We start from the raw sequence: 14374 nt of genomic DNA on the forward strand, positions 1-14374 counted from the left end.
TTTATCTGCATCGCAGAATCAAGAACCCGCCCTTGTGGCGGGTTTTTTTTGTTGCCGTGACAGCTCCCTTCTCCCCGTCACTATACGGGGAGAAGGTGCCGGCAGGCGGATGAGGGGCAGCGCCAGCATTGGCAAGTTTGATCATCAGCAAAATAGCCGGCCTGAGAAATTCAGTGACGGTTTGCGACGAAGCGACGTCAAATCATAGGTCAGCGCTGCCCCTCACCTGCCTGCCGGCATCCTCTCCCCGTATAGTGACGAGGAGAGCGGCGCTCTCGCCTATGGTTTCGCCAATCGCCAGCGCCGCCGTACAAGCCCAAGCTCGGGTCGTCACTACCCTTCCAATAGCTCCCGTAGCGCCATGCGCTTGTAGGCGGCCACCAGTCTGTCGCCCTCCTGCCGGTCGACCGAGATCGCCAGCCGCACCGCGGCCTCGCCCATCTGCCAGACCAGAAACGCCGTCGTCTCCAGTGCGACCGGATCGGCGCCGGGTTGCAGCCGCTTGAGGACCGCGGTCAGGAATTCGGCATTGGCGCGGCTGTCGGCGAGTTCGAGCTGGCGCAGCGCCTTGTCGGCCTGCGTGCCCGACCATATGTCACGCATCACCGGCTCGGCCAGGAACAGCCGGTAGTAGATATCGACCAGCTCCGAAAACGCCTGCCGCAGGCCTTCGGCGTCGGTGACATTCTTGAGTGCCGAGGAGATGCAGGCCTGGCTTTCGGCGGTGTAACGCTCGGCCAGCGCCCAGACGATCGCCCGCTTGTCAGGAAAGAACTGGTAGAGCGAACCGATCGACACCCCGGCCCGTTCCGCCACCTCACCCATGCGCATGGCGTCGCTGCCTTGTTGGGCAATCAGCGCCGAGGCTGCGGCCAGCATCCGTTCGACCCGCTCGCGGCTGCGTTGCTGCGTCGGCGCCCGCCGCGGCGATGCGACCTGCTCCTGGGCAGATGCGGGCGCTGCTGTGTCTTCCATGACTGTCTCCGGTCTTGAGAAATTACCAACAACGGCTTGACTCGCAAAATACGAGGGTTTATCACGTTTTGCAAATGTGAGGATTACTCATATTTTCAAACAGAGGAAAAACCGCAATGACTGACACCAAACCAATCCTGATCCTCGGCGGCACCGGCAAGACCGGCCGTCGCCTCGCCGAGCGGCTGGCCGCACAGGGCGTTCCCGTGCGCATCGGCTCGCGCTCCGGCAGCCCACGCTTCGACTGGGAGGTTCCGGCGACCTGGGAGCCGGCCCTGCAAGGCGTGCGTGCCGTCTACATCAGCTACTATCCCGACATCGCCGTGCCGGGCGCGGCCGAGACCGTCGAGGCCTTCGCCAGGCTTGCAGTGGCCAATGGCGTCATCCGGCTGGTGCTGCTCTCCGGGCGCGGCGAGACGGAAGCCCAGCGCGCCGAAGAGATGGTCAAAGCATCGGGCGCCGACTGGACGATCCTGCGCTGTGCCTGGTTTTCGCAGAACTTCAGCGAAGGCTTTCTCATCGAGTCCTTGCTCGAGGGCGAAGTTGCACTGCCGGTCGGCACTGTCGGCGAGCCCTTCATCGATGCCGACGACATTGCCGACGCAGCCTTCGTCGCACTGACAGAGCCGGGCCATGTCGGGCAGCTCTATGAGCTGACCGGGCCGCGTCTGCTGAGCTTCGCCGACGCGGTCGCCGAGATCGCCAAGGCGGCCGGTCGCGACATCCGCTATGTCAAGGTCTCGCATGACGAGTTCACCGCCTCTGTCGCGGCGCATGACTTGCCGCCCGAATTCGCCTGGCTGCTCAACGAGCTGTTCACCGAAGTGCTCGACGGCCGCAACGAGACGCTGACCGATGGCGTCCAGCGTGTGCTCGGCCGTGCGCCGAAAGACTTTTCCGCTTACGCACATGAAACCGCCGCAACCGGCGTCTGGAGCAACTGAGATGATCAAGCTTCTTCCCACCCTCACCATCATTGCCGCAATCGGTTCGGGCGTCGTCGGCGGCGTGTTCTTCGCCTTTTCCAACTTCGTCATGGCGGCGCTTGCCCGGCTGCCCGTCCCTCAAGGCATCGCGGCGATGAATTCGATCAACATCACGGTGATCACCCCGACCTTCATGACGGCGCTGTTCGGCACCGGCCTGCTCTGCCTGGTGCTTATCGCCGCCGCCATCATGGGCTGGAGCCAGTCCGGCTCGTACTGGTTGCTTGCCGGCGCGGTGATCTATCTGATCGGCAACCCGATCGTGACCATGGTCTTCAATGTGCCGCTCAACGATGCGCTCGCCGCCGTCGACCCATCCAGCGCCAATGGCGCCGCCGTGTGGGCGAACCATCTGAACCAATGGGTGATGTGGAACCACGTCCGCACCATCACCGCCATCGTGTCGATGGTCTGCTTCATCTTCGCATTGCTGTGAAGATGGCACTTCGCAAATGCAAAAGACCTCGCTCAGGCGGGGTCTTTTTGCGTGTGACCCTTGCGGTCGGAGTGGCCTAGATCCCGGTCGGGATCGATCACGTCGCGCACCAACTGCTTGAGCTTGGCAGCATCGGGAAAACCGCCGTCGCGCTTGCGGTCCCAGACCAGCACCTCGTTGCAGGAAATGGTGAAGATGCCGCCGGTGCCCGGCACCAGCGTCACTTCGCCCAGATCCGTGCCGAAGGTCGAGAGCAGCTCCTGCGCCATCCAGCCGGCCCGCAGCAGCCACTGGCACTGCGTGCAATAGGTGATGCGGATGGTGGGCAGCTGGCTCATATCCGAGTTTCGATCACGCCGCGCTGAGCTTGGCCATCGTCTCGTCGTCGACCTCGAAATTGGCGTAGACGCTCTGCACGTCGTCGTCGTCTTCGAGCGTCGCGACCAGCTTCATCAGCGACTGGGCGCGTTCTTCGTCGACCGGAACATTGTTCTGCGGCTGCCAGATCGGCTTCACCGATTCGGCCTCGCCCAGCGAGGCTTCCAGCGCCTTCGACACTTCGCCCATGCTCTCGAAGGCACAGTAGATAGTATGGCCTTCCTCGTCCGATTCCACGTCATCGGCGCCGGCCTCGATCGCCGCGTCCATCACCTTGTCGGCGCTGCCGGCGGAGGCCGGATAGTAGATCTCGCCGGCGCGGTTCCACATGAACGACACCGAGCCGGTTTCGCCGAGCGCCCCGCCGGCCTTGGTGAAGGCGGCGCGTACGTTCGAGGCCGAACGGTTGCGGTTGTCGGTCAGCGCCTCGACGATCAGCGCCACGCCACCCGGCCCGTAGCCTTCATAGCGCACCGCTTCGTAGTTTTCGGCATCGCCCATCGACGCCTTGTTGATGGCGCGCTGGATGTTGTCCTTCGGCATCGACACCGCCTTGGCGTTCTGGATGGCCAGGCGCAGGCGCGGGTTCATCGACGGATCCGGCGTCCCGCTCTTGGCGGCGACGGTGATTTCGCGCGCCAGCTTGGAAAACATTTTCGACCGCACCGCGTCCTGGCGGCCCTTGCGGTGCATGATGTTCTTGAACTGTGAATGGCCAGCCATGGCACCCCTGTCGTCTTCGGCTAGAGCACCGCGAAGCGAGGCGACGATACCCGGCCTTCCCGCAAATGCTCGAATTTAAATTCAGAACGTCTCTCGCATGCCTGCGAAGGCTTACGGCGTTCTCTGTCGGAATGGCCGGCTTATAGATAAATCGGCTCAATTCGTCCAGACACGGCGTTCACAGCGCCCCGGCGAGCAGCTTCAATGCCCACCGCCGGATTTCCTGCGCCGCCGCGCCAGCATGTTGAGTCCTTCGACCAACGCCGAGAAACCCATGGCGGCGTAGATGTACCCCTTGGGCACATGGTAGCCCATGCCGTCGGCGATCAGCGTCATGCCGATCATCAGCAGGAAGCCCAAGGCCAGCATGACGATGCTCGGATTCTTGGCGATGAAATTGGCCAGCGGCCCGGCCGCCAGCATCATCACGCTCACCGCCACAATGACCGCGATATACATGATGGCGATTTCGTCGGTCATGCCGACGGCGGTGATGATGGAATCGATCGAGAAGACGAGGTCGAGCAGCAGGATCTGAAAGATGGCGCCGGCAAGCGAGATCTGCAGTGTCTCGCCCATCATCGTGTCCTTGTGGTCTTCCGGGTCGACCGTGTGATGGATTTCCTTGGTCGCCTTCCACACCAGGAACAGGCCGCCGGCGATCAGGATCAGGTCGCGCCAGGAAAAGCCGTGGCCGAAAGCGGTGAACACCGGGGTCGTCAGCTGGACGATGATGGAAATGGTGGCAAGCAGCACCAGCCGCATGACCAGCGCCGCCGAGATGCCGAGACGGCGGGCGCGGGCGCGCTGCGCTTCCGGCAATTTGTTGGTCAGGATCGAGATGAAGATCAGATTGTCGATGCCGAGCACGACCTCGAGCACAATCAGTGTCAGCAACGCGACCCAGGCGGTGGGGTCAGAGACAAATTGAAAATGCGGCGCCACGAATTCAACGAGCTGCATGGAGGTCGTCCCCTCTACGATCTAGAGCAGTTTCGTCGCCAGTTAGGTACTATATTCCAGCATATCAATGTCACGACCAGAAGGATGGTGCGGTTTCTTCAAGCCGAGGCCCGCGACGAAACGGCGCGATCTTCTCGGTCAGCCCGGTGCGGTCGGAAATAGTGACGCCGATGCCACACAATGTCGCCGGTCCGGTCGCCGCCTCGAACCGGCCTTTCGGCACCTTCGACAGGAACCGGTTGAGCGGTTCTTCCTTGTCCATGCCGAGCGAGGAATCATAGTCGCCGCACATGCCGGCGTCGGACATGTAGCCGGTGCCGCCATTGAGTATCTGGTGGTCGGCCGTGGGCTGGTGCGTGTGGGTGCCGATGACGAGACTGGCGCGGCCGTCGACGAAATGCGCGAAGCACATTTTCTCCGAAGTCGCCTCGGCATGAAAATCGATGACCACGGCATCGGCCTGCTCGCCCAGCGGACAGGCGGCCAGCTCGCGCTCGCCGGCCTGGAACGGATCGTCGAGCTCGGGATGCATGAACACCCGGCCCATAATGTTGGCGACCAGCACGCGTGCGCCGTTTTTGGCGATGTAGACGCCGGAGCCGCGCCCCGGCGTGCCCTTGGGAAAATTGGAGGGACGCAGGAAACGTTCCTCGCGCGGCGCGAAGATCAGCGCATCGCGCTGGTCCCAGACATGGTTGCCGGTGGTGACGACATCGGCGCCGGCCGCAATGGTGTCGCGAAAAATATCTTCGGTGATGCCGAAACCGCCGGCGGCATTCTCACCATTGACGATGACGAAATCGAGTTTGAAATCGGAGATCAGGCCGGGCAGCTGTTCCCACACCGCCGTACGTCCCGATCTGCCCACCATGTCGCCGAGGAAGAGAAGTCTCATGCCCACTTCTATCCAGAGGCACGGACGCTAGGCAAGCGCTACCCGGGCGATTGGCTCTAACGCCGGCCGAAAGTGTCACGCTGCGGTTGTGGCTGTCCCGCGCCCCCAACGCGAACAGGCGGCGGCATCATCGGCGACGCCGGCGGCGCGTTGCGTCCGCGCAGCCAGAAGAACCAGACGTAGAAAGCGGTGAACCCGCCCGTAGCGGCAAAGAGCAGCAACCCGCCGCGCCAGCCCTTCATTGCGGCGGTATCGAGAGACGATGGGTCCGCAGGGTCGTAGTACAGTCCCACCTGGTCGCCTTTGGACGCGGTGTAGAGACCAACGTCCTTTCCCTTGCCGGACCAGCTCATCGGTGCATCGCTGGCGACATAGGCGATGGCGACATTGATGCCTTTCGTGGCCAGGCCGTTTTTCTGGGTTTCGGTATAGGGGCTGACGTCCGTCACGGTGGCAACCGTCTGATGCCAGGCGAACTGGTGATGCAGGGCGGTTCCGACAATGTGCAAGCCCATCGCGAACAGCGTCACCGCGATGAGGACGAACGGCATCAGCAGGTGACGACCGCCATCGGCTCAGATAGTAGTGCGAAAATACTATCCGGCATGTCTTGGAAACGCGTTAATGCATGTTGCTCAAAAGTGGCCCCGGTTTTGAGACAACGACATGCATCAAACTAAGGTCGCGAACTTTTAAGCGAAACGGCGCAGCCCGCTCTCGGTGAGTATTTCCGAGATGATGACGTCATGTGGCTCGTCCGGCACCAGCGCCACCTCCTGACAATCGAAGGCGATGCCGATCAGCCGTGGCGGCTGGCCCTTGTCGATCAGCCTGGCGATGGCGCGGTCGTAATAGCCGGCGCCATAGCCGATGCGATGGCCACGACCATCGAAAGCGGCGAGCGGCACCAGCATCACCGCGGGGTCGAGCACCTCAGCCTCCGCATGGGGTCCCACGGTGCCGAATCCCATCTCGACCATCGGCGCGCCGCGCACCAGTTCGCGAAAGACGATTGTGGTCTTGTCGAGAATGGCCGGCAGGCAAAGCCTGGCTCCCTTCTCGCGCAAGGCAAACATCAGCGGCCTGACGTCGACTTCCGACCGCATCGGCCAGAAGGCTGAAACGATCTGGCCAGGCTCGATAGCGAGGTGATCGCGCGCCGTCTCGGCCATCTCAAGCGCGATCTCCACCCGCCACATCGGATCGAGCGCATCGCGGCGGCCGAGAGCTTCGCGGCGCAGTTGTTTCTTCAGGTCTTTTAAGGATGTCATGCGCTGAACGATAGAAAAGGTCGGTTTCTGGCGGCGTTTTAGGAGCGACGTTTTCTACCGCATCATCCACCAAATGCGTGGATGCAGGCAAGAAGTGACGATCCACACAACCGGTGGAGAGAGCGATCCCGGGAACCTACAAAGTAGGTGGGCGCCGTATGAGAAAACCCACGGGTCTTCCCAGGGACAGCTCCCTAAGGATCGTTAAGGCCCCGGGGAAAATGTTCTCCTGCCGGGAAGCACAGACCGTCCCCCCCAATATAGGCCGCTGGTCGGTCCAGCGCCAGTGACACGAGCCGATGTTTCCATTTCGGATTCACGCCCTTTTCGTCGCGACCGGCTCGCCCTTGCACAGGCCGGGCGGCGTCCTTACGGTCGCGATGACCAACCGAGGAGCAAGCATGCGTTTTGAAGGCACGGCGGCCTATGTCGCCGACAAGGATCTGATGGTGGCGGTCAATGCGGCGATCGCGCTGGAGCGGCCCTTGCTGGTCAAGGGCGAGCCCGGTACCGGCAAGACCGAACTTGCCAGGCAAGTGGCATCGGCGCTCGGCCTCGAGCTGATCGAATGGCACGTCAAGTCGACGACGCGGGCGCAGCAAGGTCTCTATGAATATGACGCGGTCTCGCGGCTGCGCGACAGCCAGCTCGGCGACGACCGCTTCAACGACATCAGGAACTACATCAAGCGCGGCAAGCTCTGGGAAGCGTTCGCGGCCGGTAAGAAGGTCGTGCTGCTGATCGACGAGATCGATAAGGCCGACATCGAGTTCCCCAACGATCTGTTGCAGGAACTCGATCGGATGGAGTTCTTCGTCTACGAGACCGGCGAGACGATCCGTGCTGCCGTCCGCCCCATTGTTATCATCACCTCCAACAACGAGAAGGAACTGCCCGACGCCTTCCTGCGCCGCTGTTTCTTCCACTACATCCGCTTCCCCGACGTCGACACGCTGCACAAAATCGTCGATGTCCACTATCCCGGCATCAAGCAGAATCTGGTGCGCGCAGCACTGACCCAGTTCTACGAGATCCGTGATGTGCCAGGGCTGAAGAAGAAGCCGTCGACCTCCGAGGCACTCGACTGGATCCGCCTGCTGGTCGCCGACGACATCGCACCGGAAGATCTGCGCGCCGATCCCAAGAACGCGCTGCCAAAGCTGCATGGCGCACTGCTGAAGAACGAGCAGGATGTGCATCTGTTCGAGCGTCTGGCCTTTATGGCCAGGCGGCAGGGGTAAGGGGCGGCGGGCGGGATAACAGCTATGAGCGGCTTTGGCCGCTCACTCGGCGGCAGCAAGCCCTCTTTCCTGCGGCGCGGCGCGCTTCGGTCCGAAGATGACGAAGCCGATGACCGACAGGGCGAGAACGCCGAGCCCGCAATAGAGCATGACCCAGTTGAAACCGTTGACCAGAGCGGCGTGCACAATGGCGCCGGACGGATCGAGCGTTGCGAGCTCGGGCGAGACTTGCGTCAAGTCATTGAGATTTCCGGTGGCGATCCTTTCCGCCAGCGCTAGCACCTCGTTCGGCTCCATCGCCGCACCGAGTGTGGTCCGCAGGTAGGAAACGATACCCTGCGTCAGCAGCAGGCCAAGCACGGCGATGTTGATGGCGAGTGTGATCAGGCGGGCACTGATATCGATGCCGGACGCCATGCCGGCGCGATCCGGCGACACCGCGCCGGTCGTGGTGTTGGTGGTCGGTGAATTGGTGAGACCAATGCCGATGCCGGCGATCAGCGTGCCGGGCAACATGGTCAGCCAGGTCGCCCCTTCGAGCCCGGAGCCGATCCACATGGCGATGAAGCCGATCCCCAAAGTCAAAAGGCCTAGCGGGACGGCGATCCCCGCCTGGTAGCGTGCGCGGATGCGCTCGGCGATTGGCGGCATCACCATGAAGGGCAGCGTGTAGACCAGCAGCAAAAGGCCGGTCGTCGTGCTGTCGTAGCCGAGCACGCCGGAATAATAGATCGGCAAATAGATGATGAACGGCCAGTAGCTGAAATTCATGCCGATCGCGCCCATGATCGCGCCGGAAAACTGGCGGATGCGGAACACGGAAAAATCGAACATCGGATAGGCATTGACCCTCTCGGCGACGAGAAAAGCAATGAAGGCCGCCACCGACGCGGCAATCACGCCGACGCGGGCGCTGGCTCCGAGGTCCGCACCTTGCGTGATCAGATAAGAGAAGCCGAACACGGCGGCCGACAGCGTCAGCATGCCGGCCCAGTCGAGCGTCTGGGCATTATGATCGCGCGATTGCGTGACACCGGCGCCGATGAAGGCGAGCGCCAGGATCGCGAGCGGCACGTGGATGAGGAACACCCACTGCCAGTTCGACAGTGCCACGATCAGGCCGCCGATGGCGGGACCGAAGCCAAGCCCGATGCCCGCGACGACGCTCCAGGCGACGAAAGCTTTGCCACGTTCACGGCCGTCCTGGAACTGGTGCGACAGGACGGCGACGCTGCAGGTCAGCATCGCGCCGCCGGCAAGACCTTGCAGGAAACGGGCGGCGATCAGCAGCGGCGCACTGGGAGCCAGGCCGCACAGCAGCGAGGCGAGGCCGAAGGCGATGGTGGTGATCACCATCACGCTCTTGCGGCCGAAGCGGTCGGCCAACGTCCCGGTCGCCATCAGCACCGTGGTGCAGGCAATGGTGTAGGCATTCATGATCCACTGCAAATCCTTGAAGTCGGCGGCGAGCACGCTTTCCAGTTTCGGCAGGATCACCGGCACGCTGGAGATTTCGAGCCCGAAAAGCAGCGACGCCAGGCACACGCCGGTCAGCGCAATTGTGTTTCGTTGAATTGGCAACGGCATATCGATCTCTCCATCGGAACATGGGGCGGCGATGCTCTTCAAACCGCGATCGGCCTGAAATAGAGGAGACTTGACCATGAAAAAAGGCTATGGTTGGCTATATCAGAAATGACAAATTGGCATGCTGCCAAACGGAAGGTTGTAAATGACCAGCCTCGATGTCGATGCCGTCCGTACCTTTGTGATGGTGGCCGACCTGCAGAGCTTCACCCGCGCCGCTGCCGCATTGGGCAGCACCCAGGCCACAATCAGCGTCAAGCTGCGCCGGCTCGAGGATAAGCTCGGGGCGCGGCTAATCGAACGCACCCCGCGCCGCGTCAGTCTGTCGGCTAAGGGGGCTGTTTTCCTGCCCTCGGCGCGCGACTTCCTGGCCGCGCATGAGCGCGCCATGGCTGAGTTTGCCGAAGCACCTTGCCGGTTCGCGCTCGGCTTTGTCGATCATGTCGCCGGCCCCGAGCTTTCCGTCCTGATTGCCCAGCTCCATGCGCACGATCCCTCGCTCACGCTCAGTTTGAGGATCGACACCAGCACCATTCTGAAGGAAGCGTTCGATCGCGGCGAACTGGATGCGATCATCGTACACCGCGAAGGCGACAGCCGTCCGGGCCAGACCTTGTCGCGCAACCACTATGGCTGGTTCGCGACCCCTTCCTTCGAATGGCAGCGCGGAACGCCGTTACGCCTGGCGCTTCTAAGCACGATATGCAGCTGCCCGGACCGTGTGCGAGCGGTCGAGACGCTGGATAAGGCAGGCATAGCCTGGGAGGAGGCCTTCGTCGGCGGCGGCGGGGCGGCCGTCAACATTGCTGTATCGGCGGGCTTTGCCATTTCGGCGCTGGCGCACCGGGTCGTTCCTCCCGGCCTGGTCGAGGTTGGCCGCAAGCTTGGCCTGCCGCCGCTTGACCCGTCCGAAGTGGTGCTGCATTCGCACACGCTGGCACCACGAGCGCGCGACGCCCTGCATGTGCTGGCGACCGCATTTCGCGAGTACAATTCGCCGGTGGTATAGGCGAAGCTGTACCTGATCTGATTCCGCCGGAACGGGTCATGCTTTGGAGGAACCTAAATGACCGAGATCACCGTCCGCCCGCTGGCGCAGGCCGACCATGCCGACTGGCGGCGTCTGTGGACCGCCTACCTCACCTTCTACGAAACCAAGCTGCCGGACGAGGTGTATGACATCACCTGGAAACGGCTGTTCACTGACGGAGAATTCGAGCCGAAGGGTTTTATCGCCACGCTCGACGGCAAGGCGGTCGGCCTGACCCACTATCTCTACCATCGCTCCGGCTGGTCCGAAAAAAACAACTGCTACCTGCAGGACCTGTTCGCCGACCCTGATGTGCGCGGCAAGGGCGTGGGTGCGGCGCTGATCGAAGCGGTAAAGCAGGAGGCCGGCAAGATCGGCGTCAAGAACGTCTACTGGATGACCCACGAAACCAACACCACTGCGCGCAAGCTCTACGACCGCGTTGCCCGGCGGACTGGCTTCATCGAGTACGATCTGCTGTAGATAGCCCATGTTCATCCCCTTCTTCCTCGAACTGAAGGCCGCGCGGGTACCCGTTTCGCTCAGGGAATATCTGTCGCTGCTGGAGGGGCTGGAAGCCGGTCTGGTCGATTATGACGTCGAGGGTTTTTATTACCTCGCCCGCGCCGCTTTGGTGAAGGACGAGCGTCATATCGACCGCTTCGATCAGGTGTTTGCGCATGTCTTCAAGGGCATTGAAGCGCTGGGCGGACCGGATGCGGTCGATGTCGCCAACATCCCCGAGGAGTGGCTGCGCCGGCTCGCCGAAAAGCACCTGACCGAGGAAGAGAAAAAACTGGTCGAGGCGCTCGGTGGTTTTGACAAGCTGATGGAGACGCTGAAGCAGCGGCTCGAGGAACAAAGAGGCCGGCACCAGGGCGGATCGAAATGGATCGGCACCGGCGGCACTTCGCCTTTCGGCGCCTATGGCTACAATCCCGAAGGCGTGCGCATCGGCCAGCACGAAAGCCGCAACCGCCGTGCGGTGAAGGTGTGGGACAAGCGCGAGTTCAGGAATTTCGACGACGCCGTCGAGCTCGGCACCCGCAACATCAAGGTGGCGCTGAAGCGGCTGCGCCGCTGGGTGCGCGAGGGCGCGGAGGAAGAGTTCGACCTGCCCGGCACCATCCATGCCACCGCCGAGCACGGCTATCTCGACGTGCAGACACGCCCCGAACGGCGCAATGCTGTGAAGCTTCTGATGTTCTTCGATGTCGGCGGCTCGATGGACGACCACATCAAAAGCGTCGAGGAGCTATTTTCGGCCGCCCGCGCCGAGTTCCGCCAGCTCGAATATTTCTACTTCCACAACTGCCTCTATGAGGGCGTGTGGAAGGACAACCGCCGCCGCCATGCCGAGGTGATTTCGACCTTCGACCTGCTTCACAAATACGGCCCGGACTACAAGGTGATCGTCGTCGGCGACGCCTCGATGAGCCCTTACGAGATTGCGCACCCCGGCGGTTCGGTCGAGCACTGGAACCTGGAAGCCGGCGCCGTCTGGCTCGGCCGCCTGCTGCAACAATGGCCAAACGCGGTCTGGCTGAACCCCGAAAACCTGAAAAACTGGGGCTTCACCCACTCGATCGCGATGATCCGCGATATCTTCGGCGGCCGCATGTTCCCGCTGACGCTGGCCGGGCTCGAAGCCGCGACCAAGCAGCTCTCACGCAAGCATTGAGCCCCAAACACGCCTCTGCGCTGGGCAGGCGTGTAACAAATGCTTATGTTGGCGCGAATACCGGCTGCAACCAACAACAAGCCGCCAAGGCTGAGGAGATTGGATGGATACCCACACCTACCCCGTTACCCGCACTGACGCCGAATGGCGTGCCCGGCTGACGCCGGAGCAGTATGCCGTCATGCGCGGCCACGGCACCGAACGGCCCGGAAGCTGCGCCCTGCTCTACGAGAAGCGCGCCGGCACCTTTTCCTGCGTCGGCTGCGACCAGCCGCTGTTCGAATCCAAGCTGAAGTTCGAGAGCGGCACCGGCTGGCCGAGCTTCAACGACCCGGTGCCGGGTTCGGTCGAAAACACCGTCGACCGCAGCTACGGCATGGTCCGCACCGAATGCCACTGCGCCCGCTGCGGCAGCCATCTCGGCCATGTCTTCGAGGACGGCCCGCCGCCGACCGGCCTGCGCTATTGCATCAACGGCGTGGCGCTGAAATTCGAGCCGGCGGCTTAAACCGCAGCGGTCATAATCTCTTGGAAAGGGCGGTTCCGGCCGCCCTTTTTCGTGCCCTGCCGGCGTCTCAAACAACGACCACCAGGATCAACCATAGCGCGGAACCGAGCATCATCAGCGAGGCCTTGGCGCCGCCGGCCTTTTCCGCGACTCGCCAGACGGCCAGGGTCAGGAATATGTTGTAGGGCACCGGCGCGAAATGCACGGCCAGCACCACGGCCAGCGGCAGCTTCAGCCCGAGCAGGACGAGCGCGACCACCGACGACGCGACGTTGATCGCGGTGCCGACAACGACCAGGTCGCGCCAGAACAGGCGATCGAGCGACACGGCACCGTGCCAGCGGGAGCGGAAGAAGCCGCCCGTTCCGCCCATCTTGCCGTCTTCGCTTTCCGCGGGTCCTGGCATCAGCTCAACTCTTTCATTCGGAACGATCCCGGGCGCGGCAGGCGCGCATGATGATCGCGTAGAAGCATATGGCTTGGCGATGGCCGTCAAACAATCGCGAAATCTTTCCAGATGGCCCCTTGCCGGCATCCGCCGCGAAGCTACCTTGCACAACGTTCCGTTCCTTCATCCCGGTCGCCTGCGAGGGAGGTCTTTGATGAGCGACAAAAGCTACAATGTGCTGTTCCTGTGCAACGCCAATGCGGCGCGCTCGATCATGGGCGAAGCCATCCTCAACCGGGTTGGCGCCGAGAAATTCAAGGCCTTCTCCGCCGGGTCGCAGCCGAAGGGCACCGTCAATCCCTACGCGCTGCAGCTGCTTGAGAGCCTCAACTACGACACCGGCTTCGCCCGCTCAAAAGGCTGGGACGAGTTCGCAAAGCCCGACGCGCCGGAAATGGATTTCGTCTTCACCGTCTGCGATAGCACCGCCAACGAGACCTGCCCGGTCTGGCCCGGTCACCCGATGACCGCACTGTGGGCGATACCGGATCCGGCCAAGGCACAAGGCACCGACGCCGAAATGCATCTGGCCTTCGCCGATGCCTATCGCATGCTCAACAACCGCATATCGCTGTTCACCAACCTGCCGATGGACGCGCTGGACCACATGGCGTTGCAGCAGCATCTGGATGAGATCGGCCGCGACGCGCCGAAGCCGAATTAGAGCAATTCCAGGAAAAGTGTGAGCGGTTTTCCCGGGAAAAGCGCGTAGCGCTTTCCCTTGGGAATTGCATCAAAACAAAGAGATAGAGCGTCTCGCCGTTTCCGTTAAACGGTGAAACGCTCTAGCGCCAGGTGGCCTCGGCTTGCCCCAGAACGTCGGTGACCGCGCGCTCGAAGCGCGAGCATTCCGTCACCAGCCAGTCGGCCATGGCCGGCCAGTTGTCCTCGGCAAAGCAGTTCACCCGCCACATCGAATTGATGCCGAGACCCTCGCAGCTTTGCTCCGGCCTGAGCTTCAGCCGGTCTTCGATCGCCGGCTGGAAAGGCTTCAGCCGCGACCAGGCTTCAGTGGCGCCGAACTTCTCGTTACGGCCGAAGAAGACGCCGACATGGTTTTGCGCCGGCGCGACATACATGGACAGGACCAGGGCGAAGTCCGGCAGCCCGCGCTGCCAGAACCAGGGTCCGCGCCGCGCCATGGATGCGCGTTCCTCCGGATGCCGTTCGGCGAACAGCGCCCAGAAGCTGCGTTGGCGGAATTCAGAGGCGCGGCGAGCGCCAAAGTCGAATTCGCTCATGGTTCAACCCG

Annotated in this window: 19 protein-coding genes and 1 other RNA gene; 8 read left to right on the forward strand and 12 right to left on the reverse strand. The window is 62.5% G+C overall.

Translation table 11 applies throughout. The features are described 5' to 3' along the window. Positions 1 to 333: 333 nt before the first annotated feature. Positions 334 to 975, reverse strand: coding sequence for a TetR/AcrR family transcriptional regulator (locus tag AC04SG_RS24025; protein ID WP_488553064.1), 642 nt, complete (start codon positions 973 to 975; stop codon positions 334 to 336). 116 nt (positions 976 to 1091) lie between these two features. Between AC04SG_RS24025 and AC04SG_RS24030 the strand changes: the two genes are divergently transcribed. Both AC04SG_RS24030 and AC04SG_RS24035 read left to right on the forward strand, forming a co-directional pair. Further along, positions 1092 to 1919, forward strand: coding sequence for an NAD(P)H-binding protein (locus tag AC04SG_RS24030; RefSeq protein ID WP_488553065.1), 828 nt, complete (start codon positions 1092 to 1094; stop codon positions 1917 to 1919). A gap of 1 nt (position 1920) precedes the next feature. Next, positions 1921 to 2397, forward strand: coding sequence for an anthrone oxygenase family protein (locus tag AC04SG_RS24035; RefSeq protein ID WP_488553066.1), 477 nt, complete (start codon positions 1921 to 1923; stop codon positions 2395 to 2397). A 32-nt stretch (positions 2398 to 2429) separates the two neighbouring features. On the opposite strand, the gene AC04SG_RS24040 is transcribed toward AC04SG_RS24035, so the two are convergent. The 7 genes from AC04SG_RS24040 to ssrS all read right to left on the reverse strand — a co-directional run bounded on the left by AC04SG_RS24040 (position 2430) and on the right by ssrS (position 6878). After that, positions 2430 to 2735 (reverse strand): Rdx family protein, encoded by a 306-nt coding sequence (locus AC04SG_RS24040; protein ID WP_488553067.1) that lies wholly within the window; start codon positions 2733 to 2735, stop codon positions 2430 to 2432. A 13-nt stretch (positions 2736 to 2748) separates the two neighbouring features. Then, positions 2749 to 3498 carry a YebC/PmpR family DNA-binding transcriptional regulator gene (locus AC04SG_RS24045; protein ID WP_023668740.1) on the reverse strand — a complete coding sequence of 250 codons (750 nt, stop codon included), beginning with the start codon at positions 3496 to 3498 and terminating at the stop codon, positions 2749 to 2751. 201 nt (positions 3499 to 3699) lie between these two features. Continuing rightward, a complete protein-coding gene (locus AC04SG_RS24050) occupies positions 3700 to 4461 on the reverse strand; it encodes a TerC family protein (protein WP_488553068.1) in 762 nt (253 codons plus the stop codon). Between the two features lie 70 nt (positions 4462 to 4531). After that, complete coding sequence (locus tag AC04SG_RS24055; protein ID WP_488553069.1) at positions 4532 to 5356, reverse strand: TIGR00282 family metallophosphoesterase; 825 nt, start codon at positions 5354 to 5356, stop codon at positions 4532 to 4534. A 56-nt stretch (positions 5357 to 5412) separates the two neighbouring features. Then, positions 5413 to 5907, reverse strand: a complete 495-nt coding sequence (locus AC04SG_RS24060; RefSeq protein WP_488553070.1) for a hypothetical protein — start codon at positions 5905 to 5907, stop codon at positions 5413 to 5415. Between the two features lie 141 nt (positions 5908 to 6048). Beyond that, positions 6049 to 6627, reverse strand: a complete 579-nt coding sequence (locus tag AC04SG_RS24065; RefSeq protein ID WP_488553071.1) for a 5-formyltetrahydrofolate cyclo-ligase — start codon at positions 6625 to 6627, stop codon at positions 6049 to 6051. A 95-nt stretch (positions 6628 to 6722) separates the two neighbouring features. After that, positions 6723 to 6878, reverse strand: a non-coding RNA gene (ssrS, locus tag AC04SG_RS24070) — 6S RNA. A gap of 150 nt (positions 6879 to 7028) precedes the next feature. Between ssrS and AC04SG_RS24075 the strand changes: the two genes are divergently transcribed. Continuing rightward, positions 7029 to 7868 (forward strand): AAA family ATPase, encoded by an 840-nt coding sequence (locus AC04SG_RS24075; protein WP_488553072.1) that lies wholly within the window; start codon positions 7029 to 7031, stop codon positions 7866 to 7868. A gap of 42 nt (positions 7869 to 7910) precedes the next feature. Here AC04SG_RS24075 and AC04SG_RS24080 read toward each other — a convergent pair whose 3' ends face one another. Next, positions 7911 to 9455 (reverse strand): MFS transporter, encoded by a 1545-nt coding sequence (locus tag AC04SG_RS24080; RefSeq protein WP_488553073.1) that lies wholly within the window; start codon positions 9453 to 9455, stop codon positions 7911 to 7913. 145 nt (positions 9456 to 9600) lie between these two features. Between AC04SG_RS24080 and AC04SG_RS24085 the strand changes: the two genes are divergently transcribed. From AC04SG_RS24085 to msrB, 4 genes are all read left to right on the forward strand, one after another. Beyond that, positions 9601 to 10464: a LysR family transcriptional regulator gene (locus tag AC04SG_RS24085; protein WP_488553074.1), complete on the forward strand. Its 864-nt coding sequence runs from the start codon at positions 9601 to 9603 to the stop codon at positions 10462 to 10464. A gap of 57 nt (positions 10465 to 10521) precedes the next feature. Next, positions 10522 to 10968, forward strand: coding sequence for a GNAT family N-acetyltransferase (locus AC04SG_RS24090; protein ID WP_203280531.1), 447 nt, complete (start codon positions 10522 to 10524; stop codon positions 10966 to 10968). 7 nt (positions 10969 to 10975) lie between these two features. Then, positions 10976 to 12166 (forward strand): vWA domain-containing protein, encoded by a 1191-nt coding sequence (locus tag AC04SG_RS24095; protein ID WP_488553075.1) that lies wholly within the window; start codon positions 10976 to 10978, stop codon positions 12164 to 12166. A gap of 103 nt (positions 12167 to 12269) precedes the next feature. Continuing rightward, entirely contained in the window at positions 12270 to 12674 is a 405-nt protein-coding gene (gene msrB / locus AC04SG_RS24100; protein WP_013529102.1) for a peptide-methionine (R)-S-oxide reductase MsrB, read from the forward strand. A 67-nt stretch (positions 12675 to 12741) separates the two neighbouring features. On the opposite strand, the gene AC04SG_RS24105 is transcribed toward msrB, so the two are convergent. Beyond that, positions 12742 to 13080: a hypothetical protein gene (locus AC04SG_RS24105; protein WP_488553076.1), complete on the reverse strand. Its 339-nt coding sequence runs from the start codon at positions 13078 to 13080 to the stop codon at positions 12742 to 12744. Positions 13081 to 13093: 13 nt separating this feature from the next. After that, positions 13094 to 13249 (reverse strand): hypothetical protein, encoded by a 156-nt coding sequence (locus AC04SG_RS24110; RefSeq protein ID WP_488553077.1) that lies wholly within the window; start codon positions 13247 to 13249, stop codon positions 13094 to 13096. Positions 13250 to 13276: 27 nt separating this feature from the next. Between AC04SG_RS24110 and AC04SG_RS24115 the strand changes: the two genes are divergently transcribed. After that, complete coding sequence (locus AC04SG_RS24115; protein WP_436261826.1) at positions 13277 to 13786, forward strand: arsenate reductase ArsC; 510 nt, start codon at positions 13277 to 13279, stop codon at positions 13784 to 13786. Between the two features lie 121 nt (positions 13787 to 13907). Here AC04SG_RS24115 and AC04SG_RS24120 read toward each other — a convergent pair whose 3' ends face one another. Beyond that, on the reverse strand, positions 13908 to 14363 hold the full coding sequence (locus AC04SG_RS24120; protein ID WP_488553078.1) for a hypothetical protein: 456 nt from the start codon (positions 14361 to 14363) through the stop codon (positions 13908 to 13910). Positions 14364 to 14374: the final 11 nt, after the last annotated feature.

This window comes from Mesorhizobium sp. CNPSo 4684, from assembly GCF_057784315.1.

Excerpts from the sequence above, each read along its gene's own strand:
- AC04SG_RS24025 (WP_488553064.1), bottom strand. The coding sequence starts at position 975 with ATGGAAGACACAGCAGCGCCCGCATCTGCCCAGGAGCAGGTCGCATCG.
- AC04SG_RS24030 (WP_488553065.1), top strand. The coding sequence starts at position 1,092 with ATGACTGACACCAAACCAATCCTGATCCTCGGCGGCACCGGCAAGACC.
- AC04SG_RS24035 (WP_488553066.1), top strand. The coding sequence starts at position 1,921 with ATGATCAAGCTTCTTCCCACCCTCACCATCATTGCCGCAATCGGTTCG.
- AC04SG_RS24040 (WP_488553067.1), bottom strand. The coding sequence starts at position 2,735 with ATGAGCCAGCTGCCCACCATCCGCATCACCTATTGCACGCAGTGCCAG.
- AC04SG_RS24045 (WP_023668740.1), bottom strand. The coding sequence starts at position 3,498 with ATGGCTGGCCATTCACAGTTCAAGAACATCATGCACCGCAAGGGCCGC.
- AC04SG_RS24050 (WP_488553068.1), bottom strand. The coding sequence starts at position 4,461 with ATGCAGCTCGTTGAATTCGTGGCGCCGCATTTTCAATTTGTCTCTGAC.
- AC04SG_RS24055 (WP_488553069.1), bottom strand. The coding sequence starts at position 5,356 with ATGAGACTTCTCTTCCTCGGCGACATGGTGGGCAGATCGGGACGTACG.
- AC04SG_RS24060 (WP_488553070.1), bottom strand. The coding sequence starts at position 5,907 with ATGCCGTTCGTCCTCATCGCGGTGACGCTGTTCGCGATGGGCTTGCAC.
- AC04SG_RS24065 (WP_488553071.1), bottom strand. The coding sequence starts at position 6,627 with ATGACATCCTTAAAAGACCTGAAGAAACAACTGCGCCGCGAAGCTCTC.
- AC04SG_RS24075 (WP_488553072.1), top strand. The coding sequence starts at position 7,029 with ATGCGTTTTGAAGGCACGGCGGCCTATGTCGCCGACAAGGATCTGATG.
- AC04SG_RS24080 (WP_488553073.1), bottom strand. The coding sequence starts at position 9,455 with ATGCCGTTGCCAATTCAACGAAACACAATTGCGCTGACCGGCGTGTGC.
- AC04SG_RS24085 (WP_488553074.1), top strand. The coding sequence starts at position 9,601 with ATGACCAGCCTCGATGTCGATGCCGTCCGTACCTTTGTGATGGTGGCC.
- AC04SG_RS24090 (WP_203280531.1), top strand. The coding sequence starts at position 10,522 with ATGACCGAGATCACCGTCCGCCCGCTGGCGCAGGCCGACCATGCCGAC.
- AC04SG_RS24095 (WP_488553075.1), top strand. The coding sequence starts at position 10,976 with ATGTTCATCCCCTTCTTCCTCGAACTGAAGGCCGCGCGGGTACCCGTT.
- msrB (WP_013529102.1), top strand. The coding sequence starts at position 12,270 with ATGGATACCCACACCTACCCCGTTACCCGCACTGACGCCGAATGGCGT.
- AC04SG_RS24105 (WP_488553076.1), bottom strand. The coding sequence starts at position 13,080 with ATGCCAGGACCCGCGGAAAGCGAAGACGGCAAGATGGGCGGAACGGGC.
- AC04SG_RS24110 (WP_488553077.1), bottom strand. The coding sequence starts at position 13,249 with ATGAAGGAACGGAACGTTGTGCAAGGTAGCTTCGCGGCGGATGCCGGC.
- AC04SG_RS24115 (WP_436261826.1), top strand. The coding sequence starts at position 13,277 with ATGAGCGACAAAAGCTACAATGTGCTGTTCCTGTGCAACGCCAATGCG.
- AC04SG_RS24120 (WP_488553078.1), bottom strand. The coding sequence starts at position 14,363 with ATGAGCGAATTCGACTTTGGCGCTCGCCGCGCCTCTGAATTCCGCCAA.